Origin of the sequence: Streptomyces sp. NPDC091649, from assembly GCF_044756785.1 — a bacterium.
Classification (GTDB): Bacteria; Actinomycetota; Actinomycetes; order Streptomycetales; family Streptomycetaceae; genus Streptomyces.
The window spans coordinates 100,771-119,151 of sequence record NZ_JBIVTR010000002.1 but is presented as its reverse complement, the minus strand read 5'-3'; the positions used below and the strand labels follow the sequence as shown (position 1 = coordinate 119,151).

Genomic DNA, 18,381 nt, shown 5'->3' with positions numbered 1-18,381 from the left:
CCATCACGGCCCCTCCGGCGGGACTCATCCGGCCGGCCCCTTCCGAGAGGAGGGGGCCGGCCGGGCGTTCCCCCGTGCCGTTCCCCCGTGCCGTTCCGGGGGAGTTTGCGGGGTCCCTGCCCAAAAGGTCCCGGCCGGGCTACGCTGAATCCGTGCCGGACGACGTGGGGGGCGAGCCGTTTCCTGACGGCAGGGAGCCCGACGACGACCGCGGAGGCGCGGACGAGGACTTCGCCTCCGTGGTGTTCGACGAGGAATTCGTCCGGTCCGCGCCCGTCCACGAGCCCACCGCCGTGGAGCGCCTGCTCGCCGCCGCCGAGGCCCGTGCCGAGGCCGACGCGGCCCGCGCCCGCCGCCGGAGCCGTCACACGGACGACGAGTACGGCCCCTACGGCCGCTCCCGGGGCTACCACGACCCCCAGGACCTCGACTACGACCCCGACCACGGTGTCAGGGGCGACGACGACCACGCCCCGGCACCCTATGGCCGCCACGGCGGCTCCCTGCGCCCCTACCGCAACTCCGCCCGCTGGCACCGGCCGGTCGCCTGGCTGCTGGCTCTGGTGATGGGCGTCGGCATGGTCTCGCTCGCCTTCACCGCGGTCTATCGCGGCGCCTCGAACAACCGCCAGGACCAGGTGCCGCCACCGGCCACCAGCGGCGTGGACAAGCCCGGGGCGGCCCCGTCGCCCTCCGCCGACCACTCCCGCCCCACGGTCTCCGCCGAGCCCCGGGTCCCCTGAGCCCCCTCCTCCCGCACCCCTTTCACCCGTTCGCCGACGGCCGCCCCGCTCACCCCGGCGGCCCGTGCGGTTCTGGAATTCCTCCGCGTTCGCGCACGACGCGATCGACCTACTCTGATGCTGTGACCCCTCGTTCCCAGGGGGGCTTCTCGCTGCCGGACGCCGCTCGGCCGAAGCAGACCGTTGCGCACTGAACGGACCGGGGTGGAGATCGGGAGAGAAGTCATGACAGGCCGCTCAGAACCGCCGGACGGCCCGCCCGAGAACCCCGCGGGCGGCGAGGACGAATACCGCTCCCTCGTCTTCGACGAGTCATTCGTCCGAGCTGCCCGGATGCAGGAGTTCTCGGCGCGGGAGCGGATGGGCGAGCACGCCCGGGCCGTGCGCACGCTGCCCGACGCCCAGGTCTCCGCCCGCGGCGGCGGCTCCCGGGCCGCCATCGCCCTGGTCGTCCTCATCGCCCTGGCCTTCGCCGTGGCCGTCTACGTCGGATTCCGCAGCCCGTACCCCCAACCGGCCATCCGACGCGCCGACCCCCTGCAGACCACCGTCGTCCCCCTGGCCCCGCGGGACGTCGTACCGGGAGGATCACCCGAGCGGCTGTACCGGGCCGAGCCGCTCGCCGGATTCCGCACGGGCGCCGCAGGCATCAACGTCCCCACCGTCGAGCGCACGCGGAACTTCTCCGAAAGCCAGATCACCGCCGCTCTCGCCACAGCCAAGGACTACCTGGTGGAGTCCTCCCTGAACCCCGACGTCCTCACCGGCTCGGTCCGCCGACCCGTCGAGCACCTCCTCGACCCGGACCAGCGCGCCCAGTTCGAACGGAGCCTGAGCAGCCCGGACACCGACGGGAGCCACGCCGCCACCGGCTGGCTGGTGCGCTTCGACCCGGAGCGGGTGGAGCTCGCGGATCCGGAGATTCGGGTCCAGGGCACCCTCCGCTACGAGGAGGAGACGGCGGGCGTCCTCGGCGTCGTCTCCGACCACACCTTCACCTACGCCCTGCGCCCGGCGGACGGGCCCCACCGCGACGACGGAGCCTCCCTGTTCACCGTGCGACGCGAACTGCGCTTCCGCTTCGACCGGGAGGACCTGCGATTGCACCGCCTGGAAGTACGCACCGCCTACGTCCAGGCAGGGCCGCAGTCCTGCTCGGCCGACGCGACCAGGATGCTCCGCCCGCTCCTCGCCGGGGAACGGGCGGACACCCGCGGGCCCGCCGCCACCGACCCCTACGCCACGGGCCCGCCCACGGCGGCGCTGTGCGGGACCCTGGAGGCCGTCAGCTCCCCGACGACGGGCCCGGGCTCCCCTCCTCAGGGTCCTGAGGCCGACCGGGCGTCTCGTCCCCGCCCGTAGCGGAACCGCCGGACGCGTCCGACGCCCCGCCCTTCGCGCCACCGGCTCCGGACCCGGCGCCGGCTCCGGTGAACTTGTCGCGCAGCTTGCCGCCCAGGTCGCCAGCGCCGCCCGCGATGTCGCCCACGAGCTTCATCAGCGGGTCCTTGCTGGTGCGCACCGTGTCGGCGTAGTGCGAGGCGGACTCCCGGAACGAGTCGGTCACCGAGGTGTCCTTGTCCTCGTCGCGCCGCGGGTAGTGGCCGTCCATGATCCGCTGGAAGTCGCGGGTCTCCGACCACTTCTTCAGCTCGGCGGCCCGCACGGTGGTGAACGGGTGCGTCCGGGGCAGCACATTGAGGATCTTGAGGACGGAGTCGCGGAGGTCGCCGCCCTTCTCGTACTCGTCGGCCTGGGCGAGGAAGGCGTCCACGTTCATCTCGTGCAGGTGGTTGCCGCCCGCGATCTTCATCAGGCCGCGCATGGAAGCGGTGATGTCCTGGCCGACCAGCAACCCGGCCCGGTCCGCGGACAGCTCCGACTTGCGGAACCACTCGCGCAGCGCCGTCACTATCGCCATGATCGCCACATTGCCCAGCGGGATCCAGGCGACCTTCACGGCCAGGTTGGTCAGGAAGAGCAGTATCGTCCGGTACACCGAGTGGCCGGAGAGCGCGTGGCCCACCTCGTGGCCCACCACCGCCCGCATCTCCTCCTCGTCGAGCAGCTCGACCAGGCCGGTGGTGACCACGATGATCGGCTCGTCCAGCCCGATGCACATGGCGTTGGGCTGCGGGTCCTGCTTCACGTACATCGGCGGGACCTTCTCCAGGTCCAGGATGTAACACGCGTCCCGCAACATGTCGTTGAGATGGGCGAACTGCGCGTCGCTCACCCGGACGGAGTCGGAGAGGAAGAGCAGCCGCAGGCTGCGCTCCGGGAGCAGCCCGCTGAGCGCCTTGAACACGGTGTCGAACCCGGTCAGCCTGCGCAGGGCCACCAGGGCCGAGCGGTCGGCGGGGTGCTCGTAGGCCCGGGAGGAGATCCCGGGGAATCGCCGGCGCTGCCTGCTCGGCACGTTCTCGTGACTGTTGTCGGTCATGGATGGCCCCCTGTTCGTACGAGACGTTGCTCGTCCCCCGGACACAGGCCAGCGTATGCGCTGGCGCTACGGTGTGCGGGGGGCTGTGGATAACTTTGAGGAGCGCCCGGAAATGCCGCACACCGCCGTACTGCTCGCCGCTGTGTCCGAGGAGCAGGGACCGGGTGACACCCTCCGGATCGTGCTGCTCGTCTCGATCCTCGGGGCGGTGCTGCTCGCCTGGTTCCTGCTGCGTGGATACCGCAACGACGACAACAACGACTGAGTCGCCGTGAGCGTGCCCGAGGGTCCCGCATACGATGTGACCGACGTCTTCCTTCCGATTCACGATCGATAGGTCCTGCCGAAGATGAGCCTCACGAGCACCGCACACCAGCTGGTCACTCTCGCCTCCGGGGGCGGCGAGGGCGGCAACCACGAAAGCCTCAACCCCTACCTCGTCGGCGCCGGAGCCTTCCTCGCGCTGATGTTCCTGCTGTGGGTCACCACCCGCTTCAACCGCGACCGCTGAGCCGGGGCGTACAGCTGTGCCAGTAGGCTCTGCACGCATGGGAGAGCAGGAAGTGCCTACCGGCCCCGGAAAGCGCCGTATCGGCGTGATGGGCGGGACATTCGACCCGATCCACCATGGACACCTGGTGGCGGCCAGTGAAGTGGCCGCCCAGTTCCATCTCGACGAGGTCGTCTTCGTCCCGACCGGGCAGCCGTGGCAGAAGAGCCACAAGAAGGTCTCCCCGGCCGAGGACCGCTATCTGATGACGGTCATCGCCACCGCGTCCAACCCGCAGTTCTCCGTCAGCCGCAGCGACATCGACCGCGGCGGGCCGACGTACACCATCGACACGCTGCGGGACCTGCGCGAGGTCCACGGCGAGGCGGACCTCTTCTTCATCACCGGCGCCGACGCGTTGGCCCAGATCCTCACCTGGCGCGACGCGGAGGAGCTGTTCTCGCTCTCCCACTTCATCGGTGTGACCCGCCCGGGTCACGTGCTCACGGACGACGGGCTGCCGGAGGGAGGCGTCTCCCTCGTGGAGGTGCCCGCGCTGGCGATCTCGTCCACGGACTGCCGTGAGAGGGTCGCGCAGGGGGAGCCGGTCTGGTACCTGGTGCCGGACGGTGTCGTCCGCTACATCGACAAGCGCCAGCTGTACCGCGGCGAATGAGCCACGGAGAGGGGCACCGGTGAACGACCGACCGAACCCGTACGACCCGTACTACCAGGAGCCGCAGATCGTCGGCTACGACGCGTACGGGCAGCCGGTCTACCAGCAGCAGGGACAGCAGGGCCACCAGCAGGACCCGCAGGGCCACCAGCAGTATGCCCAGCAGGACCCGCAGGGACACCAGCCGTACGGCCAGCAGGGGCAGGGTCACGACCCCTACGCCGCCCAGCCGGGCCAGGGATACCAGTCCCCGGACGCCGGTTACGGCTACGACGGCTATGACGCGTACGGCAACCCTCGGCAGCAGCCCCAGAGTTATGACCCCTACGCCGGTCAGCACCCGGGCCCGGCGACCCGGACGCCACACGGCCAGGCCGCCGCGGACCAGGGGTACGGCTACAGCTCCTCCACCGACTACGGCTCCTCCACCGACTACGGCCACGCCACCGCCCAGCAGCCCGCCGCGGTCGACACCGGCGAGCACTGGAGCATCCCGCGGCAGGGCACCGCCCCTTCACCGGAACAGGCCCCGCCGCAGGCTCCCGCACAGCACCAGCAGTCGCAGAGCTCCTCCGAGGAAGCGGACGTGGAGCCCGCCCTTCCGGGGCAGCGCGAGCCCGCCCCCGACTACCGCACGGAGCAGTTCTCCTTCATCGAGGAGCCCGACGAGGACTCCGAAGACGTCATCGACTGGCTGAAGTTCACCGAGAGCCGCAGTGAGCGGCGCGAGGAGGCGCGGCGCAAGGGCCGCAACCGGATGATCGCCCTGATCGTCGTCGCCGCTCTCGTCGTCGTCGGCGGAGTCGGCTATCTCTGGTCCGCCGACATGATCCCCGGCCTGTCCGGACAGGCCGAGAAGAAGGCCGTGGCCGCCGGCGCCCAGCAGCGCGACATGATCGTGGTGCACCTGCACGACACGAAGAAGGGCGGCACCTCGACGGCGCTGCTCGTCGACAACGCCACCACCGAACAGGGCACCACCGTCCTGCTCCCCAACTCCCTCGCCCTCGCGGGCGACGACGGGACCACCACCACGCTCGGCAAGTCCGTCGAGGAGGACGGCAGGACCGGAACCAGGGAGTCGATCGACACCCTGCTGGGCACCCGCATCACCGGCACCTGGCGGCTGGACACCCCGTACCTGGAGAACCTCGTCGAGCTGGTCGGCAACATCGAGGTCGACACCGACACCGATGTGCCCGGCGCGAAGAAGGACGAATCGCCCCTGGTCAACAAGGGCGAGGGCCAGACGCTCAGCGGCCCGATGGCCGTCGCTTACGCCACGTACCGTGCGCCGGGCGAGACCGAGGCCGAGCAGCTGACACGGTTCGGCGAGGTCATGAGGGCCACTCTGCGCAAGATCTCCGAGGACCCCAAGGCCGCGACCGTCACCATCGGGACGCTGCTCCAGGTGCTCGACCCGTCACTGCCCGAGAAGGACCTCGGGGCCTCGCTCGCCAAACTCGCCTCGCGCGCCAAGGTCGGCGACTACAAGACGGCCCTGCTGCCGGTCCAGGAGGACGGCACGCTCACCGAGGCGGACACCCGTAGTGTCGTCAAGGACGTCCTCGGCGGCGCGGTGAAGGCCCCCGAAGCCGGCGCTCCGCTCCGGGTCGCCGTCCGCAACGCCACGGGGAACGGGAAGGCCGCGGAGGCCGCCCGGGTCCAGCTGGTCAACGGCGGTTACGCCTTCGTGGACAGCGGCAAGGCGGAGGCCGAGGCGTCGTCCGTGGTGCTCTACCGGTCCGCCGAGGACAAGGGGAAGGCCGTCGAAGTGGCCAAGACCCTGGGGCTCTCCGCGGACGACGTGAAGAAGGGCGAGCCGGCCGCCAACGCCGACGTGTCCGCGGTCCTCGGTCAGGACTACGAGGCCCAGTAGCCGCGCGGCCACGCGGCGCCACCGGCCGCCGTCCCTCCCGCGGCGGCCGGTGGCCGGGGCGGAGCCCGGCCGCCGCGGGCCCGAACCCGCCCGGTGAAACGCAGTAGGGCTCTGTCGGCGGTCCGTGAGACCCTAGAGGTTGCATCCGACCGCCGACGAAAGCCTGCATGTGACCGCCACGGACCGCTCCATCGAGCTCATCAACGCCGCCGCTCAGGCGGCCGCCGACCGGCTCGCGCACGACATCATCGCCTACGACGTCAGCGATGTGCTGTCGATCACCGACGCCTTCCTGCTGGCCTCGGCCCCCAACGACCGCCAGGTCAAGTCGATCGTCGACGAGATCGAGGAGCGGCTCCAGAAGGAGCTCGGCGCCAAGCCGGTGCGCCGCGAGGGCGACCGCGACGCCCGCTGGATCCTCCTCGACTACGTCGACATCGTCATCCACGTCCAGCACAGCGAGGAGCGCGTTTTCTACGCGCTGGAGCGCCTGTGGAAGGACTGCCCGGAGATCGCCCTCCCCGAGGACGCGATCAAGACCCGCGGCAAGGCCGAGGAGCACGCACAGCTCAACGGCGGCACGGAAGGTGACCAGAGCTGAACGGCAGCAGCAGCGGCAGGGGCCGCCGGATCGTCCTCTGGCGGCACGGCCAGACGGCGTGGAACCTGGAGCGCCGGTTTCAGGGCTCCACGGACATCGAGCTCACCGAGGCCGGGGTCGGGCAGGCGCGTCGCGCCGCCCGGCTGCTCGCCTCGCTGAAGCCGGACGCCATCGTGGCCTCCGACCTCCGGCGGGCGGCGGCCACGGCTGCCGAGCTCTCCGCCGTCAGCGGCCTCACCGTCGCCCACGACGCCGCACTCCGTGAGACGTACGCGGGCGCCTGGCAGGGGCTGACCCACCAGGAGATCGTCGAGCGGTACGGCGAGCAGTACGAGGCATGGAAGCGCGGTGAGCCCGTCCGCCGGGGCGGCGGCGAACTGGAGACCGAGGTCGCCGACCGGGCGGCCCCGGTCGTCCTGGCGCATGCCGAGAAGCTGCCGGTGAACGGCACGCTCGTGGTGGTCAGCCACGGCGGCACCATCAGGACGACGATCGGCCGCCTGCTGGGCCTGGAGGCGTTCCACTGGGAAGGGCTCGGCGGGCTGTCCAACTGCTGCTGGTCCGTCCTCGGTGAGGGCGCGCGCGGCTGGCGCCTGCTGGAGCACAACGCCGGCACGCTCCCGGAGCCGGTGCTCGGAGACGACGACTAGCCGCCGTCGAAAGGCCGTTCGCGGGCTGTCTTCGGGCAGCCCGGCCCGGATTTCGCATTCCGGCCTGTCGCAGGCTAAAGTTCTTCTTGTTCGCAGCGCGGAAACGCAGGGAAACACAGCGAACAGCGGGGCTATAGCTCAGTTGGTAGAGCGCCTGCATGGCATGCAGGAGGTCAGGAGTTCAATTCTCCTTAGCTCCACAATCCGGATCCCGTCCCCGTCAGGGGGCGGGATCTTCTGTATGCGGGCATCGGGCGGGCTGACCCTCTTGCGAGGTCATGGCAGAATCGGAACGCCGGAGGGGGCGACGTACCGATCGGGAGGGAGCGCGATGCCTGCGAGTCGCGAACACGTCCCCGACCAGCCCCTTGCCGCCGCCCCGCCCTTCGGCTCCGTAACGTCCGGAGGCCGTTCCCGGCCCCACTGTCCGTCCTGCGGTTCGTCTCCTCCCACCCAGGCCCTGGGTGACGACGGAGCGGCCTCCTACGTGTGCACGGCCTGCGGCCACAGCTGGAGCTGACTGATGGGTGCACACAGGCGTAAGTGCGACTGGTGCGGCAGTGGTACGCCCATCGTCAGGGACATGGACCCGGTCAACGCGGAGTACCAGTACTGGTGCGAGGAATGCGCGCGGGCGCTGATCATAAAAGGCGACCCCATCGAGACCTACCGGGAGCTGGAGGGGGAGCCGATCTACGGGCGGCTCCTGGAGGAGCACTGCACCCTCAAGCGTTTCTACTCCTTCGCGACCGCCTGACCTGCGGCTGACGATCCGCCACTCGGCAAGATTCGGGCATACCGGCGCGAACCGGAAGCGATTTGGTGAAGCGCCGGGGGAACCGTGTAATGTTCTCGATGTCGCCAAGGGAAACCGGGCGGCACGCAGCGAGGGGCTATAGCTCAGTTGGTAGAGCGCCTGCATGGCATGCAGGAGGTCAGGAGTTCAATTCTCCTTAGCTCCACAAGATCGGCAATGAAGAAGCGGGCCACCCGGATCGGGTGGCCCGCTTCTTTTGTGGGATTCCGGGCCGTTCGGCAGGAGGGCGCCTCGGCGGCGAGTGCGCTCTCCGATCGCTCCCCGCTCGCTTCCGGGCCCGTGCGGTACCCTGACGCCATGCGTGCCGTACGCCTTCTGCTTAGCGAGCCGCGCTGAACAGACTCGACCGGTGAGAACGCCTGGTCGAAGTCAGCGCGGCGTCCCCTCCTGTGCGAGGGGTTTTTTCGTTTCCCGGCAGATGACGATCGATGGAGCTTTGAGGATCATGAGCGAGACGACTTCCGCAGCCGAGACGGCCGCGCCGCACCGCTACACGGCGGCGATGGCCGCCGACATCGAGGCACGCTGGCAGGACTTCTGGGACGCCGAGGGGACGTACGAGGCGCCGAACCCCACCGGTGACCTGGCGGGCGACCCGGAGCTGGCCGCCAGGCCGAAGAAGTTCATCATGGACATGTTCCCGTACCCCTCGGGCGCCGGCCTGCACGTCGGCCACCCGCTGGGCTACATCGCCACCGACGTCTACGCCCGCCACCAGCGGATGACCGGCCACAACGTGCTGCACACCCTGGGCTTCGACGCGTTCGGCCTGCCCGCCGAGCAGTACGCCGTCCAGACGGGCACCCACCCCCGGGTCTCCACCGAGGCCAACATGGTGAACATGAAGGCCCAGCTGCGCCGGCTGGGTCTGGGCCACGACAACCGCCGCTCCTTCGCGACGATCGAGGCCGACTACTACAAGTGGACGCAGTGGATCTTCCTGCAGATCTTCAACTCCTGGTACGACACCGAGGCCGACCGGGCCCGCCCCATCGCCGAACTGGTCGAGCAGTTCGAGAGCGCCGAGCGGGCGACCCCCGACGGCCGTGAGTGGAGCACGCTGAGCGCCGCCGAGCGTGCCGACCTGCTGAGCCAGTACCGGCTGGCGTACGCCTCCGACGCCCCGGTGAACTGGTCGCCCGGCCTGGGCACCGTCCTGGCCAACGAGGAGGTCACCGCCGACGGCCGTTCCGAGCGCGGCAACTTCCCCGTCTTCAAGGCCAAGCTGCGCCAGTGGAACATGCGCATCACCTCCTACGCCGACCGGCTGCTGAACGATCTGGACGGGCTGGACTGGCCCGAGGCCATCAAGCTGCAGCAGCGCAACTGGATCGGGCGCTCCGAGGGCGCCCGGGTCGAGTTCCCGGTGGACAGCGCCGGCGGCATCACCGTCTTCACCACCCGCCAGGACACCCTGTTCGGTGCGACGTACATGGTGCTGGCGCCCGAGCACGACATGGTCGAACGGATCATTCCGACCGCCTGGCCCGAGGGCACCCACCCGGTGTGGACCGGCGGCCACGCGAGCCCGGCCGAGGCCGTCACCGCCTACCGCAAGCAGGCCGCCGCCAAGTCCGACGTCGAACGGCAGGCCGAGGCCAAGGACAAGACCGGCGTCTTCACCGGTGCGTACGCGACCAACCCGGTCAGCGGCGAGAAGGTTCCCGTCTTCATCGCCGACTACGTCCTGATGGGCTACGGCACCGGCGCGATCATGGCCGTACCGGCGCACGACACACGCGACTTCGCCTTCGCGCGCGCCTTCGAGCTGCCGATGCGCTGCGTCGTCCAGCCCTCCGACGACCGCGGAACCGACACCTCCACGTGGGACGACGCCTTCAGCTCGTACGACGCGAAGCTGGTCAACTCCGCGAACGAGGAGATCTCGCTGGACGGCCTGGGCGTCGTCGAGGCCAAGGCGAGGATCACCGACTGGCTGAAGGAGCACGGAGTCGGCGAGGGCACCGTCAACTTCCGGCTGCGTGACTGGCTGTTCAGCCGGCAGCGCTACTGGGGCGAGCCCTTCCCGATCGTGTACGACGAGGAGGGCATCGCCCACCCGCTGCCCGAGTCGATGCTGCCGCTGGAGCTGCCCGAGGTCGAGGACTACTCCCCGCGCACCTTCGACCCGGAGGACGCGTCCGCCCAGCCCGAGACCCCCCTCTCGCGCAACGCCGACTGGGTCAACGTCACGCTGGACCTGGGCGACGGTGCTGGTCCGCGAAGTTACCGCCGCGAGACCAACACCATGCCCAACTGGGCGGGTTCCTGCTGGTACGAGCTGCGCTACCTGGACCCGAACAACGACCGTCAGCTGGTCGACCCGGAGATCGAGCAGTACTGGATGGGCCCGCGCGAGGGTCAGCCCACCGGTGGCGTCGACCTGTACGTCGGCGGCGCCGAGCACGCCGTGCTGCATCTGCTGTACGCGCGCTTCTGGTCCAAGGTGCTGCACGACCTGGGCCACATCTCGTCCGCCGAGCCGTTCCACAAGCTGTACAACCAGGGCATGATCCAGGCGTTCGTCTACCGCGACAGCCGCGGCATCGCCGTCCCCGCCGCCGAGGTGGAGGAGCGTGACGGGGCCTTCTACTACGAGGGCGAGAAGGTCAGCCGCGTCCTGGGCAAAATGGGCAAGTCCCTGAAGAACGCGGTCACACCGGACGAGATCTGCGCCGAGTACGGTGCGGACACCCTGCGCCTGTACGAGATGGCGATGGGCCCCCTGGACGTATCGCGCCCCTGGGACACCCGGGCCGTGGTCGGCCAGTACCGGCTGCTCCAGCGCCTGTGGCGCAACGTGGTCGACGAGGAGACCGGTCAGGTCACCGTCGTCGACACGGACCCCGGCGAGGACACGCTGCGCGCCCTGCACAAGGCCATCGACGGGGTCGGCCAGGACATGGCCGGGATGCGGTTCAACACCGCCATCGCCAAGGTCACCGAGCTGAACAACCACCTGACGAAGGCCGGCGGCCCGCTGTCGCGCTCGGTCGCCGAGCGACTGGTCCTGCTGATCGCGCCCCTGGCCCCGCACATCGCGGAGGAGCTGTGGCGGCGGCTGGGCCACACCGAGTCGGTCGTCCACCAGGACTTCCCCGTGGCGGACCCGGCGTACGTCGTGGACGAGACCGTCACCTGCGTCGTCCAGATCAAGGGCAAGGTCCGGGCCCGCCTGGAGATCTCGCCCTCCATCACGGACGAGGAGCTGGAGGCCCTGGCGCTGGCCGACGAGGCGGTCGTCACGGCGCTCGGCGGGGCGGGCATCCGCAAGGTGATCGTGCGCGCGCCGAAGCTGGTGAACATCGTCCCCGCGTGACGGCGACCGGGTGACAACGGCTGGATGACGGCCCCTGTACGTGGTGAGGGCCATCCCCTACGGGCAGGTTGGGGGTTCCGAAGGAACCCTCGGCCCGCCCGTTCCGTTTACGGTGGAGGGGGCGACCGGTACCGGCGGCCGCATCGAGATATCGAGGGGCATTCATGGAAGCCGCGCTCACCATCCTGGCGTTGCTCTTTGTCGCGTTCGTCGCGCTGGGTGTCTACGCGACCGTGAAGGCCGTCGGCGCCGCCAAGCGCGGTGTGGACCGCACGATCACACAGGCCCGTCGCACCGTGGAGGACACCACGCTCCGGGCCAAGAGCTTCGGGCAGACGGGGGTCGCGGGCGAACTGGCGCAGCTCCGGCTGGCCCTGCGCACCTCGATGCGGGCCACGCAGGACGCCCTGCACGCCGGTGTCGCGGAGGACGCCTCCCTGGCGGAGTCGGTGGAGCTGTTCCGGCGGCTGAGCGCGCACGGCCTCGAGCTGGACGACGAGCTCAAGAGGCTGGAGCGCGAGCCGGACCGGGCGACCGTCTCCGGTCTGCTGCCCAAGCTGAAGGAACGCACGCAGCGGATCACGCATTCGGCGGAGTCGCTGCGCTGGGCCGCCCGGGACCGGGCGCGGCAGTTCGCCGACGACGACCTGGACGCCCTGAACGCGCAGATCGACATCGAGGCCGGCGCGCTCCGGCACTGGACCGTGGAGGAGCCCTCGCGGACCTCCGGCACGACGCCCGGCCACGGCCCCGGTACGGACTGGCCCGAGCCGGCCGACCCGGCGGGCCCCTCGACCGGAAACAGCGGCACGGCCGACGAGCCGTGGTCCGGACCGGCCCGCGAGGAGAGCCCGCAGGCGATCACCGCCCCCGACCCGCGACTGCGCACGACCTACCCCTGGCAGAAGTCCTCCCGGCCGGAGACGACGAACTGACGCACGCGTGAGCGTGTGCGCCCGCGGAGGACGTCCGACCGGTTATGAACAGACCGGACGCACACCGAAGCGGCCACGAACGATCAGCGACCGGGCCCGGGCTGCCGCACCTCGTCACCGCCAGGTAACCTCCGGCTCATGTCCCGCCATGTCGCTATCGTCACCGATTCAACGGCCTACCTGCCGCGCCCGACGATGGAACGGCACGGCATCACCGCAGTGCCGCTGACCGTCGTCCTGGGCGACCAGGCGCTGGAGGAGGGCACGGAGATCTCGGCCCGCTCGCTGGCTCTGGCTCTGCAGAAGCGCCGCTCCGTGACCACCTCCCGCCCCAGCCCGGAGGTCTTCGCCGCGGCCTACCGGGCGGCGGCGGAAGGAGGGGCGGACGCGGTGGTGTCGTTGCACCTGTCGTCGGAGTTCTCGGGCACGTACGACGCCGCACTGCTCGCCGCGGAGGACGCCCCCGTACCGGTACGCGTGGTGGACACGGGGATGGTCGCCATGGCCCTCGGATTCTGTGCTCTCGCCGCGGCGGAGACCGCGGAGGCGGGCGGCGGTCCGGATGAGGCGGTGGCGGCTGCCGAGAAGCGGGCCGCGGGCACCTCGGCGTATTTCTATGTCGACACTCTCGACTACCTGCGCCGGGGCGGTCGCATCGGCACGGCACAGGCCCTGCTGGGGTCCGCGCTGGCGGTGAAGCCGATCCTGGAGCTCGACGCGGGCCGGATCGAGATGCTGGAGAAGGTGCGGACGGCGTCCAGAGCCATCGCCCGCCTGGAGGAGATCGTCGCCGAGCGGGCGGGTGCCGCCCCGGTGGACATCGCCGTCCACCACCTCGCCGCCCCGGAGCGCGCGGAGGGTCTGGCCGAGCGGCTGCGCGAACGCCTTCCCGGTCTGGTCGATCTCCACGTCAGCGAGGTCGGCGCGGTGATCGGGGCGCACACAGGGCCGGGGCTGCTCGGCGCGGTGGTCTCCCTGCGGTGAGCGGGCGGTCGTGGGCGGGCCGACGTGGAGGCGCTGCGGTGGGCGGCGGACGTCGACGCGCGGTCGTGGGAGCCCCGAGGCGACCCGGTTCCGGGGGAGGGCGGGCCGCGTCGGGCTGAGCGGCCGGACGGTGCGGAGCTTCACTCGTCGGAGTGGCTGAGTTTTCCACAACTGCCGGGCTGTCCACAGGAATCGGTGCTGTTCAGCGGGTTCGGGCGCGGGTGCCTAACGTCGTGAGGCATGGCCCTTCGATCTCCTCGGGCGTCGGCTTCCGACCTTCTGCCCACCTCCGATTCGTCGTCTCCGCCCCCGCCCTCGTCTCCGTCTCCGCCCTCGTCTCCGCCCCCGCCCTCGTCTCCGCCCTCGCCCCCGTCCTCGTCCACGGCCGCGTTCCTGCCTCCGCCCGACCCGTTGTCCGGGCGGACGCACACGCGGGCGCGTCATGGAGCCGGCGCCCGCCCGAGCGGCCGGGCGGGTGTGGGCCCAGGTGCTCGTTCAGGTGCACGCCACGGTGGGCGGCGGTCCGTGCGAGGACGCTCCGCCCGTGCGTCGGCGGCCGCGCGGCACCGGGCGGATGCGCTGATGGGGGGCGCCTCCCGGCTCGGGAGCGATGCCGCACCCGTACCGGTACGTGACCCGGCAGCGTCGGCCGCGGCCGAGCCCACGGCCGCACCGGCACCCGAACCCGCACCTGCCCCCGCCCCCGCACCGGGGACTGCGGGGGAGCCGTCCCGCGGTGCGGGGGCCATGCGTGGTCTCGCCTCGGCCGTCCGGGAACGGCTGCCGTTGTGGGTGCGGCTCCGGTGCGGGATGGCACCGCGTACGCCGATGGCGCTCGGCCTGGTGCTGCTCGTCGCCGTCACCGTCGCCGCGTTCCACTTCTGGTCCGTCCGCCCCCAGACCGTGCACGCGCCGGAATCGGTTGCGGACGAAGCGGCGGCGCCCGCGTCACCACAGGGCCCGTTACGGTCCGGCGCTCCCGACCCGGTCCCGCGTCCGGCCCCCGGAAAGCCGTCGGCACCGGGCGGAAGCATGAGCGACGAGGAGACGGGAAGCGGCCGGATCGTCGTCGATGTGAGCGGCAAGGTGCGCCGGCCGGGTGTCCGTCGGCTTCCGGTGGGCTCGCGGGTGGCGGACGCGCTGGAGGCGGCCGGCGGTGTGCGCGCCGGCACGGACGTGACGGGGCTCAACCGGGCTCGGATCCTGATGGACGGTGAGCAGGTCGTCGTGGGGCTCCCGCTCGGCGCGGCAGTCCCCGGCCCGACCAGCGGCGGAGGAGCCGGGGCAGACGGGCAGCCCGGCACACCGGGCGGGCCCGGCCACTCGGTGCCGCTGAGCCTGAGCACGGCGACGGCGGAGCAGCTCGACACCCTGCCGGGGGTCGGGCCCGTGCTGGCCCGGCACATCATCGACTACCGCACGGAGCACAACGGGTTCCGGTCCGTCGATGAGCTCCGGCAGGTCAACGGGATCGGCGACCGCCGCTTCGCCGACCTCCGGCCCCTCGTACGGCCATGAACAGCGGTGAGGTCCGGCTGGGCCCCCGGGGCGCGGACGATGACACCACGGCAAGCGCGGGCGGCGGTGCGCGCGGCTCCGCTTCCGCGCGGCGCGCTCCAGGGACGCCGACTGATGCGGGTGAGCGGGGTCATGCGGGTGCGCCGAGCGACCCGGGTGCGCGAGCGGAGGCCGGAGTGGGGCGGGCGGAGCCCACCGACCTGCGACTCGTGCCGCCGGCCCTGGCGGTCTGGGCCGCCGCGGCGTCGACGCTCGGGCTGCCGGGACGGTGGGTGGCCGCAGGGGCCGTCGCCTGTCTGCTTCCGGCACTCGTTCTGCTGGTGGCGGCCGCGCGCACCTCTCGGGAGGGGCGGGCGGCAGGGCGGTCCCGCGCCATGGCCGCCGTGGGGGCCGTGCTGCTGTGCGCGGCGGCCGGCGCCGCCGTGGCCGGACTGCACGGGGCCGATGTGCGGCGCGGCCCGCTCCCCGGACTGGCGCGGGAGTACGCGCGGATCGACACCGAAGTACGGGTGACCTCGGACCCCCGGACGACCCGCCCGGCGGTACGGGGCAACCGCAGCACCCCGGCTCTCTTGTTGATCGACGCCGAGGTGATCAAGGTGCGGGCCCCGGACGGCGCGAGCACCCGGGTCCGCACACCGGTGCTGCTCATGGTCGCGGCGGGCGGCCACCGGGCGGACTGGCAGAAGCTGCTGCCGTCCACCCGCCTCCGGCTCGGCGGCCGGCTCTCCCCGCCCGCGCACGGCGGCGAACACCTCGCGGCGGTCCTGCGGGTGGACGACGAGGGGGCGCCCAGGATCACCGGGCCCCCGACGTGGATCCAGCGCGCGGCGGGAGAACTGCGCGCCGGTCTGCGGAAGGCGACGGACGGCCTGGACGCAGATGCGCGGGCGCTGTTGCCGGGGCTGGTGGTCGGGGACACCTCCCGGGTCTCCGCCGAACTCCACGACACCTTCAAAGCGACCGACCTGACACACCTGTTGAGCGTGTCCGGAGCCAACCTCTCGGTCCTGCTCTTCCTCCTCGTCGGCCCGCCCGGAGCGGCGCTGAGCGCGGAACGGCGCGGTCTGGCACCTGTGCTGGGGCTTTCCCTGCGAGGGACCGCGTTGATCGGCGGTGCGCTGACGCTCGCCTTCATCGTCGTGTGCCGTCCCGAACCGAGCGTCCTCCGCGCGGCGGCGTGCGGCCTCATCACACTCCTCGCGATCGGAACGGGACGCCGGAGATCCCTCATCCCCGCGCTGGCGGGGGCTGTCGTCCTCCTGGTGCTCCACGATCCCTGGCTCGCCCGCAGTTACGGTTTCCTGCTGTCGGTCCTGGCCACCGGTGCCCTGCTGACGCTCGCACCGCGCTGGAGCCTCGCTCTGCGGGCGCGACGGGTCCCGGGCAGGCTCGCCGAGGTGCTGGCCGCCGCGGCGGCCGCGCAGGCGGTGTGCGCGCCCGTGGTGGTGGTCCTGGCCTCGCGAGTCAGTCTGGTGGCGGTGCCGTGCAATCTGCTGGCGGAATTCGCGGTGGCGCCGGCGACGGTGCTGGGGTTCGCGGCCCTCGCCGTCGCCCCGGTCGCCCCGCCGGCGGCCGAGCTGCTGGCCCGGCTCGCGAGCTGGCCGGTCGAGTGGATCGCCACGGTCGCCCGCACGGGGGCGGGCCTTCCCGGGGCGGAGGCGCAGTGGCCCGGAGGGTGGTCCGGCGCCGCGCTCCTGGCCGCCCTCACGGCACTGGTCGTGCTCCTGGCTCCGAGACTGGCCCGCCACCCGTGGATCTGCGCGGCCACCGGGCTGCTTCTCGTTCTGGCGGTGCTGCGGCCGGTTCCGCTGACCCGGATCATGAGCGGATGGCCGCCGCCCGGCTGGGCGTTCGCGCTCTGCGACGTGGGGCAGGGCGACGCGATGGTGCTCGCGGCGGGGAGAGGCACGGGCGTGGTCATCGACGCCGGGCCCGACCCCCGCGCGGTAGACCGGTGCCTGCGCGACCTGGCGGTGACCAGGGTTCCACTCGTCGTTCTCACCCACTTCCACGCCGACCATGTGCGCGGGCTGCCGGGCGTGCTCGGGGGCAGGGCGGTGGGCGCGATCCAGACGACGAGCCTCCAGGAGCCCCCGGAGCAGGCCGCGTTCGTGCGGCGGACGGCCGCCGCAGCGCGGGTTCCGACCGTGCGGGCCGTGGCAGGCGAGCACCGTCGGTCGGGCCCGGTCGAGTGGCGGGTCCTCTGGCCGCGCCAGGAGCCCGGGGGAGTGGGGGCGCAGGTGCGGGAGCCGAACGACTCCAGCGTCACCCTGCGCGTACGGGCGTCCGGCGGGCTCACGCTGCTGCTCCTCGGGGACCTCGAACCTCCGGCCCAACGGGAGTTGCTGCGTGGCCGGGAGGCGTCCGGCCCGGTGGACGTCCTCAAGGTGGCCCACCACGGCTCGGCCTTCCAGGACGCCGGGCTGCTCCACAGCGTACGGCCGAGGCTGGCGCTCATCTCCTGCGGCGCGGACAACCCGTACGGCCACCCCTCGGCCCGTACGGTGGGCGCCCTCCGTGCGGCGGGAGCCCGGGTCCTGCGTACCGACACCGAAGGCCCGATCGCGGTCACGGGCGCCGGGAAGGAGCTGAGGGCGGTGGGCCGGTCATGACACCACCGGAGGCCGTCCCGTCGGAGGTCATGTCGTCCGCCGTCCCGAGGGCGGCCGTGCCGTCCGCTGTCCCGGCGGAGGCCGTCCCGCGGGTGGCCGCTCCGTCCGTCTGCGGCTTCTCCCCGTCGCCGTCGCCCCCGGGTGCCGGATCGCGCGGCTCAGACCAGCCACGTTCCGTCGAGCATCAGGTCTCGGTCGGGGAGTTCGTTCACCTCGCGCCAGGCGCGCACGGTGTGGGGGGTGATGTGCAGAAAGACCCAGGAGGAGCTGTTGCGTGGATCCCACCGGAGCTTCGCGGAGAAGGCGTCTCCCATCGCGGCGGGAAGGTCCGTCCCTTCCACGAGCCTCGCCTCGCCCTCGATCAGCACCACATCGCGGGTCCGGCCCGCGGTGATCCTGATCGGGCCGCCGGAGGCCAGGTTGACGGCGGTCGGGTTGGTCCGGCGGGTCGACATCACCAGGGTGCCGGTGTCGCCGTCCCAGAGGAAGGACAGCGGCACCAGCGTGGGAACGCCGTCCGGGGACGCTGTCGCCACCCACGCGTCCTCGTCCCGCCGCAGACGGTTCAGGACGTCCTGCTTGCGCTGTTCCCGGCTGCGCGCCGGATCTGGCTCGGTCATGTTCGACACGCTAGGGGGTGGTCACCTCGCGGCGCCTCGGGCGAGTGGCCTCGGAAATGAGTCCTAGGACCGTGGTCCTCGCGGCGGGAGC

The 18,381-nt window shown here is 71.8% G+C and carries 16 protein-coding genes and 2 tRNA genes; 16 read left to right on the top strand and 2 right to left on the bottom strand.

What is annotated here, in order from left to right; all coding sequences use genetic code 11:
• Positions 1-152: 152 nt before the first annotated feature.
• Both ACIQMU_RS05820 and ACIQMU_RS05815 read left to right on the top strand, forming a co-directional pair.
• Entirely contained in the window at positions 153-743 is a 591-nt protein-coding gene (locus ACIQMU_RS05820; protein WP_402688277.1) for a hypothetical protein, read from the top strand.
• A gap of 225 nt (positions 744-968) precedes the next feature.
• Positions 969-2,105, top strand: coding sequence for a hypothetical protein (locus ACIQMU_RS05815; RefSeq protein ID WP_352241473.1), 1,137 nt, complete (start codon positions 969-971; stop codon positions 2,103-2,105).
• Here ACIQMU_RS05815 and ACIQMU_RS05810 read toward each other — a convergent pair.
• Positions 2,029-3,186: a M48 family metallopeptidase gene (locus ACIQMU_RS05810; RefSeq protein WP_402688276.1), complete on the bottom strand. Its 1,158-nt coding sequence runs from the start codon at positions 3,184-3,186 to the stop codon at positions 2,029-2,031. The genes ACIQMU_RS05815 and ACIQMU_RS05810 overlap by 77 nt on opposite strands.
• A 112-nt stretch (positions 3,187-3,298) precedes the next feature.
• Here ACIQMU_RS05810 and ACIQMU_RS05805 point away from each other — a divergent pair, with 112 nt between their 5' ends.
• The 14 genes from ACIQMU_RS05805 (at position 3,299) to ACIQMU_RS05740 (ending at position 17,670) form a co-directional block, all read left to right on the top strand.
• Entirely contained in the window at positions 3,299-3,451 is a 153-nt protein-coding gene (locus tag ACIQMU_RS05805; protein WP_032786343.1) for a hypothetical protein, read from the top strand.
• Between the two features lie 84 nt (positions 3,452-3,535).
• The gene (locus ACIQMU_RS05800) at positions 3,536-3,697 is read left to right on the top strand and encodes a hypothetical protein (protein ID WP_352241471.1); all 162 of its coding nucleotides are present in this window, start codon (positions 3,536-3,538) and stop codon (positions 3,695-3,697) included.
• A gap of 37 nt (positions 3,698-3,734) precedes the next feature.
• Positions 3,735-4,352, top strand: a complete 618-nt coding sequence (gene nadD / locus ACIQMU_RS05795; RefSeq protein WP_352241470.1) for a nicotinate-nucleotide adenylyltransferase — start codon at positions 3,735-3,737, stop codon at positions 4,350-4,352.
• Between the two features lie 19 nt (positions 4,353-4,371).
• A complete protein-coding gene (locus tag ACIQMU_RS05790) occupies positions 4,372-6,231 on the top strand; it encodes a LytR C-terminal domain-containing protein (protein ID WP_402688275.1) in 1,860 nt (619 codons plus the stop codon).
• 169 nt (positions 6,232-6,400) lie between these two features.
• Positions 6,401-6,832 carry a ribosome silencing factor gene (gene rsfS, locus ACIQMU_RS05785; protein ID WP_010062919.1) on the top strand — a complete coding sequence of 144 codons (432 nt, stop codon included), beginning with the start codon at positions 6,401-6,403 and terminating at the stop codon, positions 6,830-6,832.
• On the top strand, positions 6,829-7,482 hold the full coding sequence (locus ACIQMU_RS05780) for a histidine phosphatase family protein (protein WP_352241534.1): 654 nt from the start codon (positions 6,829-6,831) through the stop codon (positions 7,480-7,482). The genes rsfS and ACIQMU_RS05780 overlap by 4 nt, the downstream gene beginning before the upstream one ends.
• Before the next feature lie 127 nt (positions 7,483-7,609).
• Positions 7,610-7,682, top strand: a tRNA-Ala gene (locus ACIQMU_RS05775).
• A 323-nt stretch (positions 7,683-8,005) separates the two neighbouring features.
• Positions 8,006-8,239, top strand: a complete 234-nt coding sequence (locus ACIQMU_RS05770; RefSeq protein WP_003969224.1) for a hypothetical protein — start codon at positions 8,006-8,008, stop codon at positions 8,237-8,239.
• 132 nt (positions 8,240-8,371) lie between these two features.
• Positions 8,372-8,444, top strand: a tRNA-Ala gene (locus ACIQMU_RS05765).
• Between the two features lie 300 nt (positions 8,445-8,744).
• Positions 8,745-11,618 carry a leucine--tRNA ligase gene (gene leuS / locus ACIQMU_RS05760; RefSeq protein ID WP_402688274.1) on the top strand — a complete coding sequence of 958 codons (2,874 nt, stop codon included), beginning with the start codon at positions 8,745-8,747 and terminating at the stop codon, positions 11,616-11,618.
• Positions 11,619-11,782: 164 nt separating this feature from the next.
• The gene (locus tag ACIQMU_RS05755) at positions 11,783-12,553 is read left to right on the top strand and encodes a hypothetical protein (RefSeq protein ID WP_402688273.1); all 771 of its coding nucleotides are present in this window, start codon (positions 11,783-11,785) and stop codon (positions 12,551-12,553) included.
• Positions 12,554-12,691: 138 nt separating this feature from the next.
• On the top strand, positions 12,692-13,537 hold the full coding sequence (locus tag ACIQMU_RS05750) for a DegV family protein (protein WP_352241466.1): 846 nt from the start codon (positions 12,692-12,694) through the stop codon (positions 13,535-13,537).
• A 747-nt stretch (positions 13,538-14,284) separates the two neighbouring features.
• Complete coding sequence (locus ACIQMU_RS05745; RefSeq protein WP_352241464.1) at positions 14,285-15,055, top strand: ComEA family DNA-binding protein; 771 nt, start codon at positions 14,285-14,287, stop codon at positions 15,053-15,055.
• Positions 15,052-17,670: a ComEC/Rec2 family competence protein gene (locus tag ACIQMU_RS05740; RefSeq protein ID WP_402688272.1), complete on the top strand. Its 2,619-nt coding sequence runs from the start codon at positions 15,052-15,054 to the stop codon at positions 17,668-17,670. Before ACIQMU_RS05745 ends, ACIQMU_RS05740 begins: the two co-directional genes overlap by 4 nt.
• Positions 17,671-17,828: 158 nt before the next feature.
• Here the strand turns inward: ACIQMU_RS05740 and ACIQMU_RS05735 are convergent, their stop codons facing one another.
• Positions 17,829-18,290, bottom strand: coding sequence for a pyridoxamine 5'-phosphate oxidase family protein (locus tag ACIQMU_RS05735; protein ID WP_352241463.1), 462 nt, complete (start codon positions 18,288-18,290; stop codon positions 17,829-17,831).
• Between the last annotated feature and the right edge of the window lie 91 nt (positions 18,291-18,381).